Here is a 22,960-nt window from a genome sequence, read left to right on the forward strand (position 1 = left end):
GGGCGGGGCGGCGTCGTGGGGCATCGTGCGGGCGTTCATCCGGACCGTCTCCTTGCTTACGTTCTTAACTGTTACATTGAGTGATGTAACAATAGAGGCGGATAAGGTTGGACGCAAGGCGCCGGTTAGAAGCGGGGCTCTAGGAGGGGCGTTCGATCAGGAATGCCTGACGAAGCCGGTGGGTGTCAGGGTTTTGTAGGGTTTTGTAGGGTTTTGTGCGGCACCGGCACCGCGCAGCGCAGCGCCTATTTCTTCGCTTTGCTTTTGCGCGCCGCGCCGCGCTTTTCCGCCGGCCGTTCCCGTTCCCGTTCGCGCTCGCTGTGGCCGTCGGCCGGATGGCCGAGCTTCGTCGCCATGATCGCCGCGACGCGGTCGCCGAGATAATCGCCGGACGCTTCTTCGAGCGCGCGATTCATTTCGCCTTCGACCAGCACGTTCGCGAGCGGCCGCAGCCGCCAGATCGCATCGACCAGTTCGGGCACGTCGGCGGGCGGCGGCAGCGCGTCGGCTTCGTAGCGATCGAGCTGACGCACGACCAGATCGACCAGCGCCTTCGCGATCGCGTTGAAATGCGGCCGCGCGATGTCGACCGCGTCCAGCAGGTCGGCAAGCGGAATGCCTTCCTTCGCCATCGTCGCGCCGGCGGCGATCGCGCTCGGGCTACTCGATACGAACGACAGCCCGTCGCGTTCCAGCACGCCCAGTTCGACCGCTTTCGCGAGCGCGCTCGGCGAAGCCTTGTCGCCGAACATCTGCAGCAGTTCGATCAGCGAGTACTTGCGCGGCCGTTCGCGCGACCAGCGTCCGCCGATCGCGGTTTCGAGTCCGAGGATCGAGCGCAGATCGTGACCTTCGTCGACCGCCTTGATCAGATCCTGGATGTTCGCGAGCGTGTAGCCGCGCGCGAGCAGGTGATTGATCAGCTTCAGACGCGACACGTGCGTGTCGTCATAGACGCCGACCCGGCCGCGCTTCTCCGGCGGCGCGAGCAGACCGCGATCCTGATACGCGCGCACGTTGCGCACCGTGGTGTCGGTGACGCGCGCGAGTTCGTCGACGGTGTATTCGTTGCGAGGCGCGGTGTTGGCCGGCTGAGCGGACGCGGACGGAGCGGAGGAAGGCAGGTTCGGCATGCACGGATTCTAACGCGGCCGTGCGCGCGGCCACCAGCGCGCGGGCCTAGCGCCGCGCGCCGGCCGCTGCGTTTGAAACATCGTCGGGCGCGGCCGACGCGCCCGCGCCGAGCGTGCGTTGCATCAGCGTGGTGTCGAGCCAGCGGCCGTGCTTGTAGCCGACCGCTTTCAGCGTACCGGTCAGTTCGAAGCCGAGTTGCGTATGCAGCGACAGCGAGCCGCCGCTGCCGCCGTCGGCGATCACCGCGACCATCTGGCGCCACGGTCCCTGCTCGCAGCGTTCGATCAGCGCCTCCAACAGCACGCGGCCGATCCCGCGGCCGCGATACGCGTCGTTCACATAGATCGAATCCTCGATCGTGTTGCGATACGCGGCGCGCGGCCGATACGGCGTTGCATAGCAATAGCCGGCGATCGCGCCGTCGATTTCCGCAACCATATACGGCAGCCCGTGACTGCGCACCGATGCGAGGCGGCCGCGCAGATTGTCGACGGAAGGCGGGGTTTCTTCGAACGACGCGACGCCGTGGAGCACGTGGTGCGCGTAGATGGATTGAATCGCGACGAGGTCGGCTTCGGTCGCGTCGCGAATGACGGGGCTGCTGGTGGTAACGCTAGTGACGCTCATGCGGGTGGTCCTGGCTGCGGCGCGAGTCGGTGGGTAAGGCGATCGGTGAAATGATGACACACCGGTTCGCGCGCCGTTAGATCCGGTCCCGAAAAAGCGCTCGTGCGGTGCCGCGCCGCGCCGCGAGACTCGCGCGACCGGCATGGGCGCTGTGGCTCAGACCGGCCGCCGCGCGGGTGCAGCCCGCGCAAAGCGCCGCGCCCCCGCCACGCAGGCCACCACGACCACGGTCACGACGATCATCGACGCCGGCACCTGCTCATGCAGCAGCACGCCGGCCAGTAGCAGTCCGAAGAACGGTTGCAGCAGCTGCAGCTGCCCGACCGCCGCAATGCCGCCGAGCGCGAGCCCGCGATACCAGAACACGAAACCGATCAGCATGCTGAACAGCGACACGTATGCGAGCCCCCACAGCGCGGCCGCGCCGACGCCGTCGAACGACGCGGGCCGGGTCCACCACGCGAGCGGCAGCATCAGCGGCAGCGACAGCACCAGCGCCCACGAAATCACCTGCCAGCCGCCGAGATGCCGCGACAGCCGCGCGCCCTCCGCATAGCCGAGCCCGCAGACGATGATCGCCGCGAGCATCAGCGCGTCGCCGAGCGGCGAGGCGTCGATGCCGTGCCGCAGCGCGAACGCGGCGACCGCGCTGCTGCCGAGCGCCGAGAACAGCCAGAACGCCGGCTGCGGCCGCTCGCCGCCGCGCAGCACGCCGAAGATCGCGGTGGCGAGCGGCAGCAGGCCGATGAACACGACCGCATGCGCGGCGCTCACGTGGCGCAGCGCGAGCGCGGTCAACAGCGGAAAGCCGACCACCACGCCGAGCGCAACGACCACCAGCGGCAGCAGATCGCGCCGCTGCGGCCGGGTTTCGCGAAACACCAGCAACAGCAGCAGACCGAGGATGCCGGCGATGGTCGCGCGCGCGACCGTCAGAAACACCGGATCGAGTCCCTGCACGGCGAGCCGGGTGGCCGGCAGCGAGCCGCTGAAAATCAGTACGCCCGCGAAACCGCTGAGCCAGCCGTTGGTGGTCTTGTCCATCGCAAACATCCGTGCGCTAAAAGATCTCCATGATGCTCGCCGGCGCCGGAAAGGGTAAGCTACAGATCAGTACAGTTCGCACAAACTGTACTGAACAAGGAGCAGTACAGATGGCACAAAGCAGCGACAACGAGGTGGGGCCGGGCACGCGTGTCGGCCTCGTGATGGAGCGTCTGCGCGAGCGCATCGCGAGCCGCGCGCTGATGCCGGGCGCACGCGTGCCGTCGATTCGCGCGATGACCGATACGCTCGGCGTGTCGAAGTCGACCGTCGTCGAAGCCTACGACCGGCTGGTCGCGGAAGGCGCGATCGTCGCGCGGCGCGGTTCAGGATTTTTCGTGTCCGGTCATGCGCCGCCGCTCGCGCTCGCCGATCTCGGCCCGCGGCTCGATCGCGAGGTCGATCCGTTGTGGCTCACGCGGCAATCGCTGGAAACCGGCTCGGCAGCGCTGAAACCCGGCTGCGGCTGGATGCCGGCATCGTGGCTGCCGGAAGACGGAGTGCGCCGCGCGCTGCGCGCGGTGGCGCGCGATCCGCAGTCGCTGCTGGCCGACTATTCGAGTCCGGCCGGCTTGCCGGCGCTGCGCCAGCAACTGACGTGGCGGCTCGCGCAGCACGGTGTCGACGCGCCGCCCGAGCAGATCGTGCTGACCGACGGCGGCACTCACGCGCTCGATCTGGTGTGCCGCTTCCTGCTGGAGCCGGGCGATACCGTGCTGATCGACGATCCGTGCTATTTCAATTTCCAGGCGCTGCTGCGCGCGCACCGGGTGCGCATCGCGAGCGTGCCTTATACGCCGCAGGGGCCGGATCTCGCCGCGTTCGAACGGGCGCTACGCGAGCATCGGCCGCGGCTGTATGTGACCAACTCGGCGATCCACAATCCGACCGGCGCGACGCTCGCGCCGGCCGTCGCGCACCGCTTGCTGAAGCTGGCGGGCGAGCACGACCTGCTGATCGTCGAGGACGATATCTTCGCGGATTTCGAGGACGAAGCCGCGCCGCGCCTCGCCGCGTTCGACGGCCTCGCGCGGGTGGTGTCGATCGGCAGTTTTTCGAAGACCTTGTCGGCGGCGGCGCGTTGCGGTTATATCGCCGCGCGTGGCGACTGGATCGAGCCGTTGATCGATCTGAAGCTCGCGACCTCGTTCGGCAACGGCCAACTGACCGCGAGCGTCGTGCACCGGATGCTGGTCGACGGCACCTATCGGCGTCATCTCGAAGCGATGCGCGCGAAGCTTGCCGATGCGATGGGCGAGACGGTCAGGCGGCTCGGCTACGCGGGCCTCGGCATCTGGACCCTGCCGCGCGCGGGGCTGTTCGTGTGGGCGCGGCTGCCCGGCGGGCTCGATGCCGCCGAGGTCGCGCGTCACGCGTTGGGCGAGGGCGTGGTGTTCGCGCCGGGCAACGTGTTCAGCGCGTCGCAGGCGGCGGCCGGGTTCCTGCGTTTCAATGTGTCGCAATGCAATCGGCCGAAGGTGTACGAGGCATTGCAACGGGCGATGGAGACGAGCGCGGTGGCCGGCGCGCACGAGCGGGTTTGAAGCGCGCTTGAAGCGCACTTCAAGCACGTTTGACGCGCGCGCCCGTGCCGTCGCTGCACCGCGAAGCGCCGCGCGCCCGGCTACCGCGACCTCGCTATTTGCACAGCAACAGCATCCGCTCCTGCTCCGAGCACGGCGTGCGCGGCTTCTGCGCGGCCTGCACGGCCGTCGCGTTCTGCGCGGTGCGGTTCGCGAGGCACGCGCGCAGATGTTTCTCGACCGGCGAGTAGTACTTCCAGCCGCGCACCAGCGTCGGCAGTTCGAGTTTCACCTGCTTCCATTTCGGGTGGCCGTGCTCCTGCAGATTGTCGAAGTTCGCGCACAGCGAGTCGGCAAAATGATTCAGATTACTAACGGTATCGCGCAGACCGTAATCGTAGGTGACGAGGAACGCCTTCACGGTCAGGCCGGGCACGTCTTCCTTGAGCCAGGTCGGATAGCTGCTCTGGCGGATCGTGGTCGGGAAATAGGTCTGCTTCGCGCGCGTGGTTTCCGCCGCGTTCGGATCGGCCGGCAGCAGACGCAACTGCGAAAGCAGCTCGGGTTTCATCTGGTTGAACAGATTCGCCGGCTGACCGACCACAATGATCGCAACGTCTATCTTGTTGACGATCAGCGCGGCGAGCGCATCCTCGTTGCTCAGATGCTGGACGTTCTGTTCGGGAATCGGCTGGCCGAACATCAGTCGATAGAGCGTCGTCGCCGACTGCGCGGTGCCACTGCCGAGCAGCCCGACGCTGATGTTTTTGCCCTTGATGTCGGCGAGTGTTTTGAGCGGCGAATCGGCGCGCACGACGACGTTAATTTCCTCGTCGTAGAGCGGCATGATCAGCCGCAACGGCCGGATCGTCGTGCCCGCATCGGGGTTGCCCGAGTTGGCCATGTCGATGAACGCCTGATACACGTCGGACTGCACGAGCGCGAGTTTCACGTTCGGCTCGTAACGCATGCGCTGCACGTTTTCCGCCGAGCCTTTCGACGCCACCACTTCGAGATCGATGTTGACCGGCGGAGCCACCCATTTCGCCAGATCATTGCCGATCTGGATATAGGTGCCGCGCTCGGGACCGGTGACGATCTTATAGTGCGTCGGCTCGGCGCTCGCCGGCAAACCTAGAACCAGTGCCGCCAGCGCCAGCCACCCCGCGAAAAGTCTCTTCAGCATGGTCTTTCTACCTATCGGTCAGGTTGATCCAGCTTCGCGCGCGGCTCGCACGCCAAGCACCAGAGATCCGGTTGCCATGTCATGTTCGAGCCGCTGTGAAGGTCGGTCCGTCTGTTGCCGCTCAGAAGACGCGCAATAGTGTGCGGGGTAGAACAGACAGCGGCTACTTGATTCGGTATGCGAATAGTTTTCCTCGGACCCGGTAGCGCGATGCGTGTCCCGAGCGTCGCTCGAATGGTGTCGTGGGACATTGCCCGTGACACCCGCGTGCCGACGACTGTTCACGCGACGCGCCGGCGCGCGGCGCGGTCGAAGCGATTCGTCAGGTGTTTTCCGGTCGCTGCCGGCCGTGGTTCGCCGGGCGCTTACCCGCCCGCGGCCAGAGCCGTCTCCAGGGGCGCGTGCGCGAGCGGCGCGCCCGGCGGCACTGCGCCCGGCGCCGCCGCGTGCGGCGGCGTGAGCGGTGCCCAGCCGGTCTCGCGAATCACGCGTTCGAGAATGGTCTTCGCCGCGTCGTTGCTGCTATCGATCGCCAGCGCGTCGTTCGCGTGCTGACGCGCGCACGGCCACGATTGCTGCGCGACGCAGGTCTGCGCGGCCTGCAATGCGCGGTCGCGGCGCTCGACGAGCGGGCGCATCTGGCCGGCCAGATCGCGTGCGTCGCTGTTGCCGGGCTGCAGCGTCTGGACCACGGCGAGCGCGGCGAGAGCCTGCGACAGATCGTTCGCGCGGAACGCGGTGCGCGCGGCCTGCAGCGCTTGCGCGGCGTCGCGGTACTGCGGCGCGGGCCGCACGGTCGCCGTGGCGAGCGGCGGCGTAGGCGCGGCGGGCGCAACGGGTGCTGCCGGCGCCGCGGGTGTGACCGCCGCAAGCGGTGCCGCGGGCGCGACTCGCGCGATTGCGGTGGCGGGGGTGGCAGGCGCTGCGGGCGTAGCAGGCGCGGGCGGGGCGCCATTGGCGGCGGTCTGAGGGCCAGCGGTCGGCGCGGGAGCAGCGAGTACAACCGGTCGGGGTGTCGCGGCCGCATGCGCGCCGAGCGCCTGCGCGGTCGTCGGGGCCGCCGCCAGCGGCGCGATCGTACCGGCCGTGATGGAGCCGGTCGGCGCGGTGCCGGCGATTGGTCTGGGATCCTGAGTAATCTGCTCGACGCCCTTGTCTTCCGATTCGCCGCCGACGCTGAAGAGCGCATAAGCGACGTAGGCGATCACGCCCAGGACGAGCGCGCCGATCACGTACAGCACACGGCGAATCGTCTGCGCAGTGTTGCTCGGCGCATAGTACGGATCCTCGAACTCCGGGATCGTCGTTTCCGTGGTCGATACCAGCGCGGTGCGCCTCAGCGGCTGGCTGGGCAGCAGCTCTTCGGGATGCAGCGCGGGCGTGGCGAAGCTCGCTCCGTCAGCGCCGCCGGGCGCGTCGTCGAAACGCGGCAGCGGCTTGTGCGTGGCACTCGCGCGACTGCCGGGAATACCGCTGCGGTGATGCGGATCCCATTCGAGCGGATGCGCGGTGCCGCAATACGGACATAAATCGACTTGCCGGTACAGCGCGCCGCCGCAGCGTTTGCAGGGCGTCGGAAAACTTTGGCCAGTTGCTGTCTGGGTAGACATGCCGTGGACCCACCTTTAGTAAACGATGCCATGAAGGCATGCTCCGGATCGTGTTGAGGCAGGAGCCTTGTCCGCGGAATACGATCCACATGCGGGGAGAGTCTCGGAGACGTAAGTCTCGCCTACGTTGGTGAGGTTTCCAATATGTGGTGTTTCAAACAGAACGTCAATTGCCAGGGGCCCCTATGTTGTGTGCGCTAACGCACACTCTGGCGTATGAAGAAAGTCGGCGCATGCGCGGGCACCGCATCGCGTGCCGCGAAGAAAGGGCCGGCAAAATGAAAACGAGGCCGACGCGTTGCGCGTGCGGCCTCGTCAGGCAGGCGGTCGTCATGTGCGTGCATTAAGCGCTTGCATTAGCGCCGCGCGCGCACGTTTCGCGGGCTTTTTTCAGTGCTTGCGCAGCGGATGATCCTTCAGCAGCCAGGCGAGCACGAACGCCAGCACCACCACGCAGGCCGCCGACAGATACACCGTATGCAGCGCGCCGGCGAACGCATGCAGATAGTCGTTGCGCAATGCTTCGGGTAACTGATGAATTGCCGTCGGCCCGAGCGCATGCGGCAGTTCGGTATCGGGCGGGATCAGCTTTTCGAGGCGCGCGCTCAGGCCGTTCGAGAACACCGCGCCGAAGCCGGCCACGCCGATCGAACCGCCGATCGAGCGGAACAGCGTCACGCCCGAGGTGGCCACGCCCATGTGTTTGAACTCGACGGTGTTCTGCACCGCGAGCACCAGCACCTGCATCACCATGCCCAGACCGCAGCCGAGCAGACCCATGTACAGATACATCACACGAACCGGCGTGTCGATCTGCAGGCGCGAGAGCAGCAGCATCGCCACCGACACGAGGAAGGTGCCGATGATCGGAAAAATCCGGTACTTGCCGATCTTGCTGATGATGCGGCCGGTCACCATCGACATGATGAACAGGCCGCCCATCATCGGCAGCATCTGCATGCCGGCTTGCGACGGCGTCGAGTCTTTGACGACCTGCAGATAGAGCGGAATGAACGTCACCGAACCGAACAGCGATACGCCGATGATGAAGCTGGCCAGACTGCTGATCAGGAACGTGCGCTGTTTGAACAGTTCGAGCGGCATGATCGGTTCGGCCGCGGTGCGTTCCTCGTGGATGAAACCCCAGATCGACACGAGGCCGATGCCGAGCGTGAACCACAGTTGCGGCGAGGTCCACGGCAGGATCGTGCCGCCCTGGCTCGTAAACAGGATGATGCAGGTCAGCGCTCCGGCGAGAAACGCGGCGCCCATGTAGTCGATCGTGTGCTTCACCTGCTGCACGCGCGGCTTGAACACCGCGCCGATCACCAGCAGCGACACGACGCCGAGCGGCAGGTTGATATAGAAAATCCAGCGCCACGTGAGGTGCTCGACGAGAAAGCCGCCGAGCAGCGGGCCGATCACCGTGGCCAGACCGAACACGCCGCCGAACACACCCTGAAAGCGGCCGCGCTCGGCGGGCGGAATCACGTCGGCGATCGCGGCCATCGTGACGACCAGCAGGCCGCCGCCGCCGAGACCTTGCAGCGCGCGCAGCACGATCAGCTGGGTCATGTTCTGCGCGATCCCGCACAGTGCCGAGCCGACGAGGAACACGACGATCGCGGTCTGCAGCACGATCTTGCGGCCGAACAGGTCGCCGAACTTGCCGTACAACGGCACGACGATCGTCGAGCTGAGCAGGTAGGCGGTCACGACCCACGACAGATTGTTGAGCCCGCCGAGTTCGCCGACGATGGTCGGCAGCGCGGTCGACACGATCGTCTGATCGAGCGCGGCGAGCAGCATGACGAGCAGCAGGGCCGGGAACAGCAGGCGCACCGGCGGATGCTCGGCGGCGACCGGGGCCGCCTGCCGATCCGGCTGGGCGGGGTCGACGGACGGGTTCGTGACGGGTTGTTTCATGGCGACGACGCGTTGAAATTAATTAACGTGGCGATTAATATATGCGACATCGTCTCCAACGTCAAATTGAATGCAATGGCAAGGATTCCAGTAGACGGCCCCGCAGCGGCCACGCCCGCAACCACCCGCCGCCCGGGCCGGCCGAGCGGCTCCGCGCGCGGCCCCGAACAGCGCGCGCGCCTGCTCGACGCCGCGCTCACGCTGTTCGCGCGACAGGGCATCTTCGAAACCTCGCTGGGCGAGATCGCCCGCGAGGCCGGTTTCACGCCGGCGATGATGCATTACTACTTCAAGAACCGCGATCAGCTACTCGACGTGCTGATCGACGAGCGTTTCATGCCGTTGCGCGAGAGCCTGGGCGTGCCGTTTCACGAGCATCCGGACGATCCGGTCGCGGCGATCACGCAACTCACGGAGCGTCTCGTCCAGGTCGCGAGCGACAACCCGTGGTTCGCGTCGTTGTGGGTGCGCGAAGTGATCAGCGACGGCGGATTGCTGCGCCAGCGCATGCACGAGCGCTACGGCTACGCGAACCAGAAGGCGTCGCTGCTGGCGATCGCGCGCTGGCAGAAGGAGGGGCGCCTGAATGCATCGCTGGAGCCCGCGCTGGTGTTCGTCACGCTGCTCGGCATGACGATTCTGCCGCTCGCGAGCTCGAAGCTGTGGCGCAACGATCCGGTCCGGCGCAACCTCGGCGCCGCCGACATCGCGCGGCATGCGATTGCGCTGCTGGTGCAGGGGATCGGGCCGGACAAGGGCGACTGAAGCCACGCGCCGCAGCGGCAGCTGCAGCGGGAAGACTGTTTATCGGCCACACGTCCGTCACTTTGCGCCAAACCGATGCACCCGCCGCGACTCGTGCCGCGAAGGCACGCCACGTGCTACCTGTCGGGGTGAAGGCGAAGCCACGCAACTAGAGGCACCGCGTCGCGTCGCGCGAACTATACGAAGGACAGAAACGCTAGCCGGCGGGGAACGCGGTGCGAACGGGGTTCGCACGGACCGCGCCGGCGAGTCGGGTGCCGGCAATCGGCGAGCCGCGGAAAACTGCGGAAAGCAGACAGCACTATCGCGGCGGCTGCCGAAAGCCGTTTTTTCATCGGCGTGCAATTTTGGCGCGTTACCGTGCGCACGCGTTGTACTCGGGAAGGCTGTGAGCGATGCTTTAAAATCGCGGACCTGTCTGCAACTCGGCGTGCGAAATCGAGTCGGAATCATGGACAGCAACACCCTGGCCGCGCATCTCGGCGGCGAGCAGCAAATTGACAGTTTGGCCGGTTCGGATGTCCTGACCGGTTTCCCAGCGCAACAACAGAAACAGAAAATGAACGCAGCAATGAGGCTCGATCAAGCCACGATCGTGCTGGTGGAAGACGACCCGGACAGCCGTGAGTCGCTAACCCTGTTACTCGAGGCGGAAGGCGCGAACGTGTGCGCGGTGGCGGATGCCGAAGAGGGCGTCGAAGCCGCGATGCGGCTGTTGCCCGACGCGGTCGTCTGCGACCTCGATTTACCGGCGATGGACGGCTTCTACCTGATCCAGAAACTGCGCGATCACGAGATTCGCGGCGATCACTCGCCGGCGGTGGCGGTGGCGCTCACCGGCCATACCGACGACGCGTATCGTCTGCGCAGCATCGGCGAAGGCTTCCAGCATTTCATGACCAAACCCGCGTTGCCCGAAGCTCTCGTCACGTTGCTGCACGACGCGATCGACGCGCGCGGGGCGGGTTGAGTTTCGCGTTGCAGGTCTTCGCGTAGCGGGTCGTGTCGGGTGTCGAGTAGCGGCCGGTGCAGGCCGGTGCGCGGCGGGGTAGCCGCGGGTTAGCTGCGGGTTAGCTATTTCGCCGCGGTCGTGGCCGCCGGCGCGGCGGCAGCCGCCGCTTAGGCCGCCTGACAGGCCGAACACAATCCCTTCAGTTCGATTTCATCGCTCGCGAGCCGGTAGCCCGCGTCCTCGATCTGTGCGACCAGCGCCTGGCGCAGCTTCGGCTGGTGCAGCTCGGTGACGCTGCCGCACTGCTGACACACGACGAGAATGCCGTGCTGACATTGCGTCAGGTCGTGGCAGACGGTGAACGCGTTGATCGACTCGATCCGATGCACGAGTCCGGCCGAGAGCAGAAAGTCGAGCGCGCGGTAGACAGTTGGCGGCGCCGAACCGGGATGGATCTGGCGCATTTCGTCGAGCAGCGAGTACGCCTTGGTCGCGCGGCCGGAGTTCAGCAGCAGTTCGAGCACCTTGCGGCGGATCGGCGTGAGCTTTTCGCCGCGTTCGCGGCAGTATTCCTCGGCAAGTGCGAGCGCGGCTTCCTGCGACGGGCCGTGCGCGTCATGGCCGTCGTGATGCGCATGCGGGTCGTGCGCAGCGACGGAGTGAGCGGAATGGGCGAGGTCGGCGGGGGAGGCCTGAGGGCCGGTCGCGGCGGGCTTGGGGTTCTTCATGCGTCGATTATAGAGGCCCGCGGGTCGCGCCGCCGCGGCGGACTTGCCACACGCGACGGGCACCGGCAAGCGCAACTGCCGGCTCGGCGCCCGCGCGGGCTTGCAGCTTCGTTCATCAGATCAGGTCAGCGGAAAATCCACGTACTTCTTGAATCCCGAGCGCGTTGCAAGACGCGAATACCAGCGCTCGAGATTCGGCAGCGACGGCCGTTCGATGCCATCGATCCCGAACCAGCGCTTCGCATACGCGCCGATCACGATGTCGGCCAGCGTGAACTTCTCGCCTTCGAGAAAGAAGCGCCCCTGCAGATGGGTGTCGAGTAGACGCCACAGCGCGGTGACCGCTTTGACGTCGGCGGCGAGTCTGGTCGCATCGCGCTCGGCGGCCGGCGTCCGCACCAAGGTCCAGAACACTGGGCGCTCCGTCGGCTGCAACGTCGACAGCGACCAGTCGAGCCAGCGGTCGATGCCCGCGCGCAGTTTCGGCTCGGCCGGATACAGCAGGCTCGATTCGCCGTATTGCATCGCCAGATAGCGCAGGATCGAGTTGGATTCCCACAGCACGAAGTCGTCGTCGACCAGCGTCGGAATCTTGCCGGTCGGGTTCATCGCGAGATAGTCGGGTTCGTTGTTGCGGCCGAATTGCAGGCCGGCGTCGATGCGGTCGAACGGCAGTACGAGTTCGTCGCAGCACCACAAAACTTTCTGGACGTTGACCGAGTTGGTGCGTCCCCAGATCGTAATCATCCGGTCAATCCTTTCTCTTACGGTTGGCAAGCCGCGCAGCGCGCGCGGCGTTCAGCCGGTAACGATACACGATGCGCGTGCCGTTGCACGCATGCGAGTGCGGAGCGGCTCTTTCGAGCGATCTCCCGATGCGTACAATGTCCGCACCCTGAATCGCGCAGCCGGCTCAGGCATCCCAAACACATTGAGGCACCGCATGGCCCGCATTGTTCCCGACGACTGGAAGAGCCTCGAAGCGACCGGCGCGGCCGCGCGCGAACGCGAAACCCTCGCGCTGCTCGAAAAGGCGCTGCCCGCCGACTACACGGTCTACCACGGCGTGCACTGGACCCGGCTGAACCAGAACTTCTCGGTGTTCGGCGAGGCCGATTTCGTGATCGTGAGTCCGGCGGGGCGGGTGATGATCGTCGAGCAGAAAACCGGCTTTCTGCGCGAGACGCCGAAGGGGCTCGTGAAGGTCTATCTGCAGACCGAGCGCAACGTGGCGATCGCGCTCGCGCATACGATCGAAGGGTTGCACCGGCGCTTTACCGCGGCGTTCGGCGCGGGCACGTATTTCATCGAGGAACTGCTGTACTGTCCCGATCACATCGTCAAGGACGCGGCGATCGCCGGCGTGAATCCGGCGCGCATCGTCGATGCGACGCGGCGCGAGCGGCTCGCCGCGGTGATCCGCGAAGCGTTGCCGGCCGACGAGCCGCGGCTCGCGTGCGCATCGAAAATCCACCACTTTCTCGCCGACGAACTGGCGCTCACGCCCGATACCAGCGCGCTGGTCGGCCAGGCCGGCACGCTGGTCACGCGCCTCGCCGGCGGTCTGGCCACGTGGGCTCGCAGGCTCGAATTCGAACCGTTCCGTTTGCGCGTGATCGGCACCGCCGGCTCCGGCAAGACCCAGCTCGCGGTGCAGGTGATGAAGGATGCGGTCGCGCGCGGCGCGCGGCCGTTGTACGTGTGCTTCAACCGGCCGCTCGCCGATCACATCGCGCGGGTCGCGCCGCCCGAGGCGAAGGTCGCGAACTATCACCAGCTGTGCGACTGGGTGCTGCGCGACGCGGGCCGCGCGCCCGATTTCCAGGCCGCGCAGGTATTCGAGCAACTGGAGAGCGGCTTCGCCGCGACGCCGATCGGGCCGCACTGGCAGTTCGACGTGCTGATCGTCGACGAAGGGCAGGACTTCCAGCAGCCGTGGGTCGCCGCGCTCGAGCGGCTGTTGAGCCCCGGCGGCGCGTGGTGGTGGCTCGAGGATCCGCTGCAGAATCTGTATATGCGCGAGCCGGTCGCGCTGGCGGGCTGGACCACGCTGAAGGAAACCACCAATTACCGCAGTCCGCGCGACATCCTCGACTATCTGCGCGAGGTGCTCGGGCCGTCGTTGCCGCTGGCCGCGGCGCTGACATCGGGTAGTCCGTTCGACGGCTCCGAGGTCTCGCTATCGGCGTACGACGACGCGCAGGCGCCGGAAAGCGCGGTGGACGCGACCAAGCGCGCGATCACCCAGGCGCTGTCGCTCGGTTTTCGCAAACAGGACATCGCGGTGCTGTCGTTTCGCGGCAGGGAGGGTTCGGCACTGACCGCGCTCGATCATCTCGGGCCGCATCGGCTGCGCAGTTTCACCGGCAAATACGATCTGTTCGGCAATCCCGAGTATCGCGAGGGCGACGTGCTGTTCGAGTCGATCTATCGCTTCAAGGGGCAGGCGGTGCCGTGCGTGATCTTCACCGAGATCGACTTCGACGCGTTCGACGAGCGCATCGCCCGCAAGCTGTTCGTCGGCGCGACGCGCGCGACGATGAAGCTGATCGTGGTCGCGTCGCAGCGTGCCGCGCGGCATTTGCAGCGAAGCGGGGGCGGCGACGCTTAGGGTCAATGCTTAGGGCCGCCGCTTAGGGCCGGCGCTTAGGTTCTGCGCCGGCCGCGGTCGACACCGGCCGGCGCGCGCCGGACTCAACTCAACCCAGCCCAACCCAACTCAGCTCCAGGCCCGCCCGCTCACCAGCATCCCGGTGCGCGTCAGCGCATCCCACCAGATCACCCGCAACAGCGGCGCCTGCTGCGCGATCAGCAGCGCCTGCACCGGCTCGCTCTCCACAAAGTGCGTCACCCCCGCGCGCAACGCCGCGCTGGCCTTGTGCGCGGCCGCGCCGGCCGGACTGTCGTCGTGCGTGCCGGGCGCGCGCATCACCAGTTGCAGATGACCGAAGCCGTGGCGCGCGAGCCATGCCTCGGTACGCGCGCGATCCATCTCCGGACGGCCGGTGATGATCGTGCGCACGCGCTGCAGATCGATGCCGGGCAGCACCTCGAACGGCAGCAGCGCATCGCGTTCGGCCAGCGCCGCCAGCAGGTCCTCGTCGTAGCGCGCGAGCGGCACGTCGGGCAGCAGGATGCCGTCGAGATCGATCGCGTAGGCCGCGTAGTCGTGATCGTCGGCCATCGCGGGCGCGGCGCCGGCTTCGACGCGCGCCCAGTCCTCGCGGTACTGCTCGGTGTACGCCTGGCGCTCCCACGGAAACAGCGCGAAGTAGCCGCGCGCGTCGATCGCGTAGTCGGGCTGCGCGCGGCTCAGGTCGTCGACCGCGCCGGTCAGCGTCTTGACCTCCAGCCCCTGCGCGCGCAGAAACGCGATGCAATCGACCAGCGTGAAACCGCGTCCGGCGATGTCCTCGCACAGCAGCACTTTCGAGCCGGCCGGCGGAACCGGCAGCGTCGAGTCCCACGCGACCGCGCGGGTGGCCCGGTCGTAGCGCAGGAACGCGACCGGCGTGCCGACCGCGTGCGAGACCATCAGCGCGAGCGGCGCGCCGCCGCGCAGAATGCCGAGCGCCAGCGTGAATTGCTCGGCGAGCAACGCGGGTTGCAGCGATTCGATCCAGTGATCGAGCTGTTCGTACGTCAGAGGCAGGACCGGCTTGTTCATGACTATCGAGGCGCGAGGTCGCGCGAGGGATGGCGAATGGGCGCGGGAACGCGGGCGGCGCGAGGCTGACGTGCCGGCGCGACGCCGTGCTGCCGTGCTTTTGAGACAGCGGATTTTGGCGATATTATGCATGCGGGTCAAAGGTCGCGTGTCGGGGTGGCATGCGTTTGACCTCGCGGCGCGGCGCGGCATACCGCGGCGGCATCGCGGCATCACCGCCGCCGGTGGACCGGTCCCGCGAATCAACCAAAAAACGGATAACAAAATAGATGGCCAACGTGATTGCAACGCTGCGTGACAGAGCAGGCGGAACTGGCGCTCCCGGAAGGGCGCGCTGGCTGGTGGGTCTGATGCTCGCGCTGGCCGCGTGCTGCGCGTCTGCGCAGCAGAGCCCGGCGTTGTCGCTCGACGTGGAAGGCAGGATCGCCAACACCAACGACGCCGCGCACCGCGTCTATCACTTCAACGAGGCGCAACTGCTCGCATTGCCGACCCACACGATCACGACCGCGACCACCTGGACCCCGCGCTCGACCTTCACCGGTCCGCTGCTCGCGGACATTCTGAAGACGGTCGGCGCGTCAGGCACCGAGATCGAATTTCGCACCTTCGACGACTACACGTACACGGTGCCGGTATCGGATTGCGCGCACTACGGCGTGATCGTCGCGTATGCGATGAACGGCCAGCGCCTGAAACTCAGCGACTTCGGTCCGCTGTTCCTCATTTACCCGCGCGACGCGTTTCCCGACGAACTGAAGGGTGCGCTAGGCGATTCGAAATTCGTATGGCAGATCAAGGCCCTCATCGTCAGATAGCGCAGCACTCGTGGCGGCGGTTCATGCACGTGCTGATCTGGCTGACCGCGCTGGCGGCGCCGGCCGGCGCGATCGGCTACCTGCTGTACGCGAACCTGCTGAACCCGCGCACGACCCAGCAGCTGACCGGCACCTACGACGGCTTCTACTGGGACGCCGCGCAGCTGCAGATCGCCTACGCGCGCTTCGAAAACCAGCTGCTGCTGTACCAGTCCGGCTCCGACGACGACTACCAGCGGCTGCAACTGCGTTTCCAGCTGCTGCAATCGAAGCTGCACGTGATGGCCGGGTCGACGCACCGGCTGTCCGCGGAACTCGCGCTGCTGCAACGGCAGCTCGACGAGATCACCTCGCTCGATCATCTGCTCGACGGGATCCAGCCCGAGCTCGACGCGCTGGAGCACGACCGGCGCGGCGCGACGCAGATCGTCCGGCAGATGCGCGAGCACTGGAACGAGGTCAACGATCTCGCGCTGTCGCGCCGCTTCGCCGACGTCGCCGACCGTGAGGCGATGAATCGCGATTTCATCGACAAGCGGCGGATCCTGTTCGCCGGCGGTTTGCTGTTGCTGCTGTTGTCGGCGGCGGCGACGCTGCTGCTGGTGCTGAACGGCCGGCGCCGTACCCGGCTCATGCATCAGCAGCGCGCGGCGCTCGACGCCGAGCATCAGGCGAGCCGCGCCGCGCGCGAAACGGCGCTCGCGAAGGACGCGTTTCTCGGCATGATCAGCCACGAGCTGCGCACGCCGTTGCACGCGATCGTGTCGTCGGTCGAACTGCTCGGCTTTAACTATCACTCCGAGGCCGACCGCAAGGTGATCCAGCGGCTCGAAACCGCCGCGCGTCATCTCGAAGCGCAGATGAAGGACCTGACCGACTACGCGCGGCTCGGCGCCGGCAAGCTCGAATTGCGGCACCAGCATTTCGAGCCGCGCGAGCTGCTGGCATCGATCGTCGACGAACACACGATGTCCGCCGAAGGCCGCGGCCTCACACTCGAAAGCGCGACCAGCGGCGCGGAAGGCCTCGTCGAGTCGGACCCGCACCGGATCCGTCAGATCGTCAACAACCTCGTGACCAACGCGATCCGCTACACCGAAACCGGTGGCGTGCGGGTCGAGTTGCGGCAGCAGCCGGCGCTGCTGGTGTTCGTCGTCAGCGACACCGGCCCGGGCGTGCCGCTCGCGCAGATTCCGCGGATCTTCGAGGAGTTCACGCAACTCGACGCGTCGCGCACGCGCCGCTTCGAAGGCGCGGGGATGGGACTCGCGATCGTGCAGGGGCTCGTCAAGCTGTTCGGCGGCACGGTCGAGGTCGCGAGCACGCCGGGCAAGGGCACGACCTTCACGGTGACCATCCCGGTGGTGCCGGTCGCGACCGTCGAGCCGCTCGGCGAAGAGGCGCAGGCGCGGCCGGACGGCGCGCGGCCCTGCGTGCTGATCGTCGACGACAACCGGCTGATTCGCGAGTCGCTCGGCGAGATGGCCGAGCACATGGGCTACGACGCGTATGCGCTCGGCAACGCAGACGACGCGCTCGCGTGGCTCGACAGCCACCGCTGCGACGTGGTGCTGCTCGATCTGCACATGCCGGAGCGCGACGGCTACACGTTTCTCGCGGACTTCGCGACGCGCGGCGGACCGTCGGCGGGCGTGCCGGTGATCGTGGTCAGCGCGTACGCGCCGGAGGTCGTGCGCGAAGGGCCGAGCGACGCGCCGCCGTTCTTCGAGGCGTTATTAAAGCCGGTACATTACGAGGATCTGAAGCACGCGCTGCAGCGGGCGCTGGCAGCGCGGCAGAAGGGGTGACGGCGGGCGGCTGGCCGCGCAGCCTGCGCGATTCGCGGCGGCACACGGCGGCACACGGCGGCACACGGCGGCACAAGTTGCGACTTCGCCGCCCCTCAGCCTCACGGCCGGTTCAGACGTTTCGACAGATCGGCGACCAGAATCGCCATGCGCGCGGGCTTCTCGTAACAGGCGACGTCGTAATCGCGGATCACCTGGCTGATCTCCGATTCGCTGGCCTTGCCGGTCAGCAGTTCGCCGGTCAGCACGAAGATCGGCGCATCCGGGTTTTCCGACCCGCGCACCGCGCGGATCGCGGCCGCCGAGGTCTGCGAGCCGAACAGCCAGTCGACGATCACGCCGTCGAACACCTGGGTCTGCAATTGTTCGGTGAACGCCGCGAGCCCGTAGATCGCCACCGCCGTGAAGCCGCTGCGCTCCAGATAGTCGCGCAGGTTGTCGGCGCTCGCGCGATCGTCGTCGACGACCGCGATGGTCGGCTTGTCGGTTTCGGCGCGGCGCGGATAGATCTCGATCTTGTGGACTTCGTAGGCGCTCTGGTAGAGCGTGCCGTCGTGCCGCGCGACGCGCCACTGACCGAGCCGCGAATAGGCGATGAACTCCGGCCGGCTGCCGGGCTCGAGCGCGGCGCCGACCCACGCGGTGCAGGCGAGTTCATTCGCGCCGATGCAGAACAGCGCCTCCTGGGCCACCGCGCCGACCACGCCCGGATCGAGCGATTGCGCGCCGAACAGCTGCGCCGCGGGTTCGTCGAAAACCTCGGCGACTTTCTTGATCTGCGACAGGGTCCACGGGCTATTGCCGCGCAGCTTGCGATGCCCCTGGGAAAAACTCAGGTCGAGGATCCGGCATAGCTCCGTGGTCTGCTGGCGTTTGCCGATTCCATGCCGGCTCATCAACTCGCGCACGCGCTCGGCAACCGCGATGGAGTCGGGTGAGTGTGTTTCGTTGGCCATACTGCTTGAGAATCCGCCGTCTTAAAGGGTACAGGGGGAGCGCGATCGACAGGCGCGACCGCCCAGGCGCGGGCAACGCGCAAGGATCGGCTACGCCGGGGTCAGCAAATGTACCGTAAAAAAATTCACAATTTGTGATTTTGTCAGGCTACCCGTCGGGTCGTCGATGACAAGCGACGCAACGGCCCACGCCAACGACTTTTTTATGCTTAACGAATAAAAGTATTTTACCGGCGAAACGCTGACGACACGGTAGGGATTGCGCGAATGGAATCGAGCGGGGTCAGTTGGCCGGCATTGCGTCGAGTTTGCGCGCCGCGTTTTTCAGCCCTTTGAGAATCCGTTCCGCGACTTTCGACGGAAAGCGATCGGGCAACGCCGCCGCGACCCGGTCGATCACGCCGGGCGTCTGTTCGATCAGCCGCTGGATCAGCGGCTCGGCGTCGTCGCCGTACGAGCACTTGAGCGCCATCGCGTTGAAATGCCGCCGCTGCACGTCGCGAAACGCGTCGTGTTTGCTGCGCGACCACAGGCCCATCGCGAGGCGCGCCTTGTACCACGACCACTGATTCGGACCGTTGCCTTCGACCGGCCAGATCGACATCACGTCGTAGAGCGGCGTGAGCCGGAACTGGCCGCGCGCGAGCAGGCGGATGCTGAAATTCTTCGCGTGGCCATCGGGCGCGGCGAGCATCCAGAACAGGATCTGGCTGGCGAGCAGGGTTTCGAGGTCGCGCCGCGCATCGACCGATTGCTGCAGGATTCGCGCGAGCTCGCGGATTCCCGGGCCGCCCTGGTTCTCGTACTTGCGATGCGACGGCACGCCATACACCTGGCAGAAGTCTTCCTGCGGCAGACGCAGCAGCCAGTTGCCGCTCGAATGCAACTGGCGGTCGAAGCGCTCGACCGCCAGCACGCGCTGCTTGCCGAAGCTGAGCACTTCGGTGTTGGCGACCGGCAAGCCGTACTCGCGCAGAATCCGCAGACACAGCCATTCGTTCTCGACCGACGTGCTCAGATCCGTGAGCCGGTTGCCGACGAGGCCGAGCGGCAGTTTGAAGATGTGGGTGGTGGGCGTGGCGCCGTGCGGCCGCTGCCAGCGCCCCTCGTGCCACAGCAGCGCGGTCTTTTCCTGCGCGCCGGCGAGCGAGATGCGGAAGTCGTCGGGTTGGTCGGGCGCGCCGAGCGTCGGATTGGTGACCGTCTGGGCCAGCAGCCGCTCGATTTCGTCGTCCGTGAGCGGGGTGCCCTCGATCCGGTCGACACCGCTCGGCACGTCGTCTTCGGCGAGCAGCTGGACCGCGCCGACGCAGTCGCGGCCGATCGCCTGCAGCAGATCGAAGGCGTCGAGCGTCTCGGTCTGGTAGCGCGCCGCGATGCGCTTGCGGATCGCCTCGCTGTCGGGCAGCAGGTTGTCGAAGTAGTTGAGGACGTGCGGCCCTTTGTGCGCGCGGTTGCCGGGCATGAACTGCAACGACAGCGACAGCGGCCGCCCGGCGGGCGACGCGACCCAGCCGGCTTCGTAGACGAATTCCATCGGGCCGCGCGTGGGCAGGCGCCAGACCCCGACGCGTTCGCCGTTGGCCCAGACCGACAGGGCGCGGGAGTGAGTGGGCCGCGCCATCTCACCACTCGGTCACGGCTGGGGTTTCCACGGGCGGCGGCTCGTCCTGATCCTGAACCTGCAGCCGCAGACCGTAGACACCGCACAGCGCCAGCAGCTGCGCGACGGTCACGGCGCTGGCGTCGGACTCGAACGCGGAAATGCGGCTCTGGCTGACGCCGATCCGCGCGGCCGCTTCGGCCTGCGTGAAGCCGGCCTCGCGGCGGCTGGCCGACAGCAGCTGGGCCAGTTGGGCCGGTGTGGCAATGAGATTGAGCATGGCGGATTATCTGTGAAACGAATAAATGCAGTTTATTCGCGAGATGAATATTTGTCAAATATTCGTTTGGCGAATAAACGTCAAATATTCGTTTTGCGAATAAATGGTGACGCATCGAAAATTCCGCTGTAACGTCCGCGCAGCGCGGGTTTGCGCGCCTCGCGAGGTGTTCGGTCTCGCGCGCGCGGCATTGCGAACAACGCGTGCGCCTGCGAAGATGACGCCCACTTCCCGTCACCCGTTCCGTCATGACCACGACTTACCCGCTGCATTCGAACTTCACCCGGGCCGACCAGCCGTTTCCGAACCATGCCGACGTCGTGATCGCCGGCGCCGGCATCATGGGTTGCGCGGCCGCCTGGTATCTGGCGCGCCGCGGGCTGTCGGTGGTGGTGCTCGACAAGTCGCGGATCGCCGGGCAGCAGTCGTCGCGCGCGTGGGGCTTCGTGCGTCAGCAGGGCCGCGAAGCCGCCGAAGTGCCGTTGATGATGGCGAGCATTCCATTATGGAAAGAGCTCGAGCGCGAGCTGAATTTCGATCTCGAGTGGCGCCAGGGCGGCTGTCTGTACGTCGCGTCCGATGAAGAAGACTGGGCATCGTTCCAGCAATGGCTCGAGGTCGCGCGTCAATACGGGCTCGACACGCGCACGCTCGACCGCAAGCAGATCGATACGGTCGTGACCGGGATGCAGGGGCCCGCGCTCGGCGGCCTCTACACGCCGAGCGACGGTCAGGCCGAACCGCGCCGCGCCGCCGCGGCGTTCGCGGCCCGGGCCGCCGAAGCCGGCGCGCTGTTTTTCGAGGGCTGCGGGGTGGTCGGCGTCGAACGCGCGGGCGGCGCGATCGCCGGCGTGGTCACCGAGCGCGGCACGGTGACCACCTCGCGCTTGATCTGCGCGGCCGGCGCGAGCAGCTGGCGGCTGCTCAGGACGCTCGGGCTCGAACTGCCGCAGCAGGCGGTGCGCGGCACCTGCATGCGCACCAATCCACTGCCGCCGATTACCGCGTCGACGTTCTGGGGGCACGGGCTCGGCATCCGCCAGCGCGCGAACGGCGCGATCAATCTCGCCGACGACATGCAGGTCGACGTCGACATGACGCTCGGCCACTTCCGCGCGCTCAAGTGGTTTTTGCCCGAGCTGTGGAAGCAGCGCGAGAAATTCAGCTTCCATCTGAACGGCGCGTGTCTGCGCGATTTGCGCGAGCGCTTGCCGGGCGGCGTGCCCGACGCCGGGCGCGTGCTCTCTCCGCGCGATCCGCAGCCGCAGCCGAACGCGGGCCATGCGCCGCGCGCGCTGCAAAAGTTGCGCGCGCTGTTTCCGGCGTTGCGCGATGCGCAGGTCGTCGAGGCGTGGGCCGGTCTGATCGACGTGCTGCCGGACGGCATTCCGGTGATCGACGCGCCGCCGCAGGTGCCCGGCCTGACGATCGCGACCGGCTTCTGCGGGCACGGTTTCGCGATGGGGCCGATCGTCGGCAAGCTGCTCGCGGAACTGAACGACGGCGGACAGGCGTCGCTCGATCTGTCGGCGTTCCGCTTGCAGCGGTTCTTCGACGGCACGATGCAGCGGCCGCGCAGCATGCTGTAACGCCACGCTTCACGCTCACCTATAGCGCTAAAGCCGTCGCTAAAAACCACCGCTTAAAAGCCACCGCAACCACCGATGACCGAACCCGCCCTGCGCCACGCCGATGTCCCGTACTACACGCAATGGGGTAGCCCCGAGTGGGTGCGCGAGATCGTCGAACAGCAACGCGACCCGTGCGACGATCCGCACTGGCAGCGCAGCGGTTTCGCCGACCCCGAGCGCTATCGCTTCTGGGCGAAACGGCTGTGCGGGCTCACCTGCCTGGAATCGGTGCTCGACTACTGGCGCATCGCGCACGCGCCGCGCGCCGCGTTGCTCGACGACGCGTTGCGGCACGGCGTGTACCGGCTGCGCGACGACGGCGGCGTCGATGGCCTGATCTACCGGCCGTTCGCCGGGTGGGTCGGCGACGCGTTCGGGCTGAGAGTCGAGGTGCTGCCGCAGGTATCGATCGAGGATATCGCCACGCGGCTCGCCGCCGACACCTTCGCGATCGTGTCGGTGAGCCCCGAGATCCGCTATCCGGAGCGGCCGAACCAGCACCGCGGCGGTCATCTGATCCTGCTGCACGGGCGCGATCGCAACGGCGTGTGGTTTCACAATCCGTCGGGTGTCGCGCCGTATCAGGCCGACGTGTATCTGCCGTTCGCGACGATCGCGCGTTTCTATGCGGGGCGGGGGATGACGCTGAGCCTGCCCGCGCGATAACGTCGTGCCGACGGGGCAGGCCTGTTTCGTGCTACC

21 protein-coding genes are annotated in these 22,960 nt (G+C 66.9%); 9 read left to right on the forward strand and 12 right to left on the reverse strand.

Features of this window, described 5'->3' with window-relative positions; all coding sequences use genetic code 11:
* Positions 1-199 (forward strand): hypothetical protein (locus BTH42_RS35840; protein ID WP_218642021.1); only part of this gene is annotated, 199 nt, incomplete at its 5' end.
* A 46-nt stretch (positions 200-245) separates the two neighbouring features.
* Here BTH42_RS35840 and BTH42_RS25500 read toward each other — a convergent pair.
* From BTH42_RS25500 to BTH42_RS25510, 3 genes are all read right to left on the reverse strand, one after another.
* Positions 246-1,133 carry a MerR family transcriptional regulator gene (locus BTH42_RS25500; RefSeq protein WP_075303950.1) on the reverse strand — a complete coding sequence of 296 codons (888 nt, stop codon included), beginning with the start codon at positions 1,131-1,133 and terminating at the stop codon, positions 246-248.
* 46 nt (positions 1,134-1,179) lie between these two features.
* On the reverse strand, positions 1,180-1,761 hold the full coding sequence (locus BTH42_RS25505) for a GNAT family N-acetyltransferase (protein WP_075303951.1): 582 nt from the start codon (positions 1,759-1,761) through the stop codon (positions 1,180-1,182).
* A gap of 156 nt (positions 1,762-1,917) precedes the next feature.
* Positions 1,918-2,805, reverse strand: coding sequence for a DMT family transporter (locus BTH42_RS25510; RefSeq protein ID WP_075304023.1), 888 nt, complete (start codon positions 2,803-2,805; stop codon positions 1,918-1,920).
* Between the two features lie 110 nt (positions 2,806-2,915).
* Here BTH42_RS25510 and BTH42_RS25515 point away from each other — a divergent pair, with 110 nt between their 5' ends.
* Positions 2,916-4,349, forward strand: a complete 1,434-nt coding sequence (locus BTH42_RS25515) for a PLP-dependent aminotransferase family protein (RefSeq protein WP_075303952.1) — start codon at positions 2,916-2,918, stop codon at positions 4,347-4,349.
* A 94-nt stretch (positions 4,350-4,443) separates the two neighbouring features.
* Here the strand turns inward: BTH42_RS25515 and BTH42_RS25520 are convergent, their stop codons facing one another.
* The 3 genes from BTH42_RS25520 to BTH42_RS25530 all read right to left on the reverse strand — a co-directional run bounded on the left by BTH42_RS25520 (position 4,444) and on the right by BTH42_RS25530 (position 9,050).
* Positions 4,444-5,514 carry a TAXI family TRAP transporter solute-binding subunit gene (locus BTH42_RS25520; protein WP_075303953.1) on the reverse strand — a complete coding sequence of 357 codons (1,071 nt, stop codon included), beginning with the start codon at positions 5,512-5,514 and terminating at the stop codon, positions 4,444-4,446.
* Between the two features lie 365 nt (positions 5,515-5,879).
* Positions 5,880-7,124, reverse strand: a complete 1,245-nt coding sequence (locus BTH42_RS35620; RefSeq protein WP_075303954.1) for a hypothetical protein — start codon at positions 7,122-7,124, stop codon at positions 5,880-5,882.
* Positions 7,125-7,514: 390 nt separating this feature from the next.
* Positions 7,515-9,050 carry an MDR family MFS transporter gene (locus BTH42_RS25530; RefSeq protein ID WP_075303955.1) on the reverse strand — a complete coding sequence of 512 codons (1,536 nt, stop codon included), beginning with the start codon at positions 9,048-9,050 and terminating at the stop codon, positions 7,515-7,517.
* Positions 9,051-9,125: 75 nt separating this feature from the next.
* Between BTH42_RS25530 and BTH42_RS25535 the strand changes: the two genes are divergently transcribed.
* Complete coding sequence (locus BTH42_RS25535; protein WP_075303956.1) at positions 9,126-9,815, forward strand: TetR/AcrR family transcriptional regulator; 690 nt, start codon at positions 9,126-9,128, stop codon at positions 9,813-9,815.
* Between the two features lie 451 nt (positions 9,816-10,266).
* A complete protein-coding gene (locus BTH42_RS25540; RefSeq protein ID WP_075303957.1) occupies positions 10,267-10,785 on the forward strand; it encodes a response regulator in 519 nt (172 codons plus the stop codon).
* Between the two features lie 149 nt (positions 10,786-10,934).
* Here BTH42_RS25540 and BTH42_RS25545 read toward each other — a convergent pair whose 3' ends face one another.
* Complete coding sequence (locus BTH42_RS25545) at positions 10,935-11,495, reverse strand: Fur family transcriptional regulator (protein ID WP_075304024.1); 561 nt, start codon at positions 11,493-11,495, stop codon at positions 10,935-10,937.
* Positions 11,496-11,615: 120 nt separating this feature from the next.
* Positions 11,616-12,242, reverse strand: coding sequence for a glutathione S-transferase family protein (locus BTH42_RS25550; RefSeq protein WP_075303958.1), 627 nt, complete (start codon positions 12,240-12,242; stop codon positions 11,616-11,618).
* Between the two features lie 196 nt (positions 12,243-12,438).
* On the opposite strand from BTH42_RS25550, the gene BTH42_RS25555 reads away from it, so the two are divergent.
* On the forward strand, positions 12,439-14,106 hold the full coding sequence (locus BTH42_RS25555; RefSeq protein ID WP_075303959.1) for an ATP-dependent helicase: 1,668 nt from the start codon (positions 12,439-12,441) through the stop codon (positions 14,104-14,106).
* A 108-nt stretch (positions 14,107-14,214) separates the two neighbouring features.
* Here the strand turns inward: BTH42_RS25555 and BTH42_RS25560 are convergent, their stop codons facing one another.
* Positions 14,215-15,162 (reverse strand): phosphoribosyltransferase, encoded by a 948-nt coding sequence (locus tag BTH42_RS25560; RefSeq protein ID WP_075303960.1) that lies wholly within the window; start codon positions 15,160-15,162, stop codon positions 14,215-14,217.
* 269 nt (positions 15,163-15,431) lie between these two features.
* On the opposite strand from BTH42_RS25560, the gene BTH42_RS25565 reads away from it, so the two are divergent.
* Both BTH42_RS25565 and BTH42_RS25570 read left to right on the forward strand, forming a co-directional pair.
* Positions 15,432-15,980 carry a molybdopterin-dependent oxidoreductase gene (locus tag BTH42_RS25565; RefSeq protein ID WP_075303961.1) on the forward strand — a complete coding sequence of 183 codons (549 nt, stop codon included), beginning with the start codon at positions 15,432-15,434 and terminating at the stop codon, positions 15,978-15,980.
* Positions 15,950-17,788: an ATP-binding protein gene (locus BTH42_RS25570; RefSeq protein ID WP_075303962.1), complete on the forward strand. Its 1,839-nt coding sequence runs from the start codon at positions 15,950-15,952 to the stop codon at positions 17,786-17,788. The genes BTH42_RS25565 and BTH42_RS25570 overlap by 31 nt, the downstream gene beginning before the upstream one ends.
* Before the next feature lie 101 nt (positions 17,789-17,889).
* Here BTH42_RS25570 and BTH42_RS25575 read toward each other — a convergent pair whose 3' ends face one another.
* The 3 genes from BTH42_RS25575 to BTH42_RS25585 form a co-directional block, all read right to left on the reverse strand.
* Positions 17,890-18,744, reverse strand: coding sequence for a helix-turn-helix domain-containing protein (locus BTH42_RS25575; RefSeq protein WP_075303963.1), 855 nt, complete (start codon positions 18,742-18,744; stop codon positions 17,890-17,892).
* 283 nt (positions 18,745-19,027) lie between these two features.
* Positions 19,028-20,368, reverse strand: a complete 1,341-nt coding sequence (locus tag BTH42_RS25580) for a type II toxin-antitoxin system HipA family toxin (protein ID WP_075303964.1) — start codon at positions 20,366-20,368, stop codon at positions 19,028-19,030.
* A gap of 1 nt (position 20,369) precedes the next feature.
* Positions 20,370-20,627, reverse strand: a complete 258-nt coding sequence (locus BTH42_RS25585; RefSeq protein ID WP_075303965.1) for a helix-turn-helix domain-containing protein — start codon at positions 20,625-20,627, stop codon at positions 20,370-20,372.
* Positions 20,628-20,875: 248 nt separating this feature from the next.
* Here BTH42_RS25585 and BTH42_RS25590 point away from each other — a divergent pair, with 248 nt between their 5' ends.
* A complete protein-coding gene (locus tag BTH42_RS25590; protein WP_075303966.1) occupies positions 20,876-22,216 on the forward strand; it encodes an FAD-binding oxidoreductase in 1,341 nt (446 codons plus the stop codon).
* Positions 22,217-22,291: 75 nt separating this feature from the next.
* A complete protein-coding gene (locus BTH42_RS25595; RefSeq protein WP_075303967.1) occupies positions 22,292-22,924 on the forward strand; it encodes a C39 family peptidase in 633 nt (210 codons plus the stop codon).
* Positions 22,925-22,960: the final 36 nt, after the last annotated feature.

Origin of the sequence: Burkholderia sp. SRS-W-2-2016, assembly GCF_001931485.1 — a bacterium.
Classification (GTDB): Bacteria; Pseudomonadota; Gammaproteobacteria; order Burkholderiales; family Burkholderiaceae; genus Paraburkholderia.

Coding starts and splice junctions, on each gene's coding strand:
- BTH42_RS25500 (WP_075303950.1), bottom strand. CDS start 1,133: ATGCCGAACCTGCCTTCCTCCGCTCCGTCCGCGTCCGCTCAGCCGGCC.
- BTH42_RS25505 (WP_075303951.1), bottom strand. CDS start 1,761: ATGAGCGTCACTAGCGTTACCACCAGCAGCCCCGTCATTCGCGACGCG.
- BTH42_RS25510 (WP_075304023.1), bottom strand. CDS start 2,805: ATGGACAAGACCACCAACGGCTGGCTCAGCGGTTTCGCGGGCGTACTG.
- BTH42_RS25515 (WP_075303952.1), top strand. CDS start 2,916: ATGGCACAAAGCAGCGACAACGAGGTGGGGCCGGGCACGCGTGTCGGC.
- BTH42_RS25520 (WP_075303953.1), bottom strand. CDS start 5,514: ATGCTGAAGAGACTTTTCGCGGGGTGGCTGGCGCTGGCGGCACTGGTT.
- BTH42_RS35620 (WP_075303954.1), bottom strand. CDS start 7,124: ATGTCTACCCAGACAGCAACTGGCCAAAGTTTTCCGACGCCCTGCAAA.
- BTH42_RS25530 (WP_075303955.1), bottom strand. CDS start 9,050: ATGAAACAACCCGTCACGAACCCGTCCGTCGACCCCGCCCAGCCGGAT.
- BTH42_RS25535 (WP_075303956.1), top strand. CDS start 9,126: ATGGCAAGGATTCCAGTAGACGGCCCCGCAGCGGCCACGCCCGCAACC.
- BTH42_RS25540 (WP_075303957.1), top strand. CDS start 10,267: ATGGACAGCAACACCCTGGCCGCGCATCTCGGCGGCGAGCAGCAAATT.
- BTH42_RS25545 (WP_075304024.1), bottom strand. CDS start 11,495: ATGAAGAACCCCAAGCCCGCCGCGACCGGCCCTCAGGCCTCCCCCGCC.
- BTH42_RS25550 (WP_075303958.1), bottom strand. CDS start 12,242: ATGATTACGATCTGGGGACGCACCAACTCGGTCAACGTCCAGAAAGTT.
- BTH42_RS25555 (WP_075303959.1), top strand. CDS start 12,439: ATGGCCCGCATTGTTCCCGACGACTGGAAGAGCCTCGAAGCGACCGGC.
- BTH42_RS25560 (WP_075303960.1), bottom strand. CDS start 15,162: ATGAACAAGCCGGTCCTGCCTCTGACGTACGAACAGCTCGATCACTGG.
- BTH42_RS25565 (WP_075303961.1), top strand. CDS start 15,432: ATGGCCAACGTGATTGCAACGCTGCGTGACAGAGCAGGCGGAACTGGC.
- BTH42_RS25570 (WP_075303962.1), top strand. CDS start 15,950: ATGGCAGATCAAGGCCCTCATCGTCAGATAGCGCAGCACTCGTGGCGG.
- BTH42_RS25575 (WP_075303963.1), bottom strand. CDS start 18,744: ATGGCCAACGAAACACACTCACCCGACTCCATCGCGGTTGCCGAGCGC.
- BTH42_RS25580 (WP_075303964.1), bottom strand. CDS start 20,368: ATGGCGCGGCCCACTCACTCCCGCGCCCTGTCGGTCTGGGCCAACGGC.
- BTH42_RS25585 (WP_075303965.1), bottom strand. CDS start 20,627: ATGCTCAATCTCATTGCCACACCGGCCCAACTGGCCCAGCTGCTGTCG.
- BTH42_RS25590 (WP_075303966.1), top strand. CDS start 20,876: ATGACCACGACTTACCCGCTGCATTCGAACTTCACCCGGGCCGACCAG.
- BTH42_RS25595 (WP_075303967.1), top strand. CDS start 22,292: ATGACCGAACCCGCCCTGCGCCACGCCGATGTCCCGTACTACACGCAA.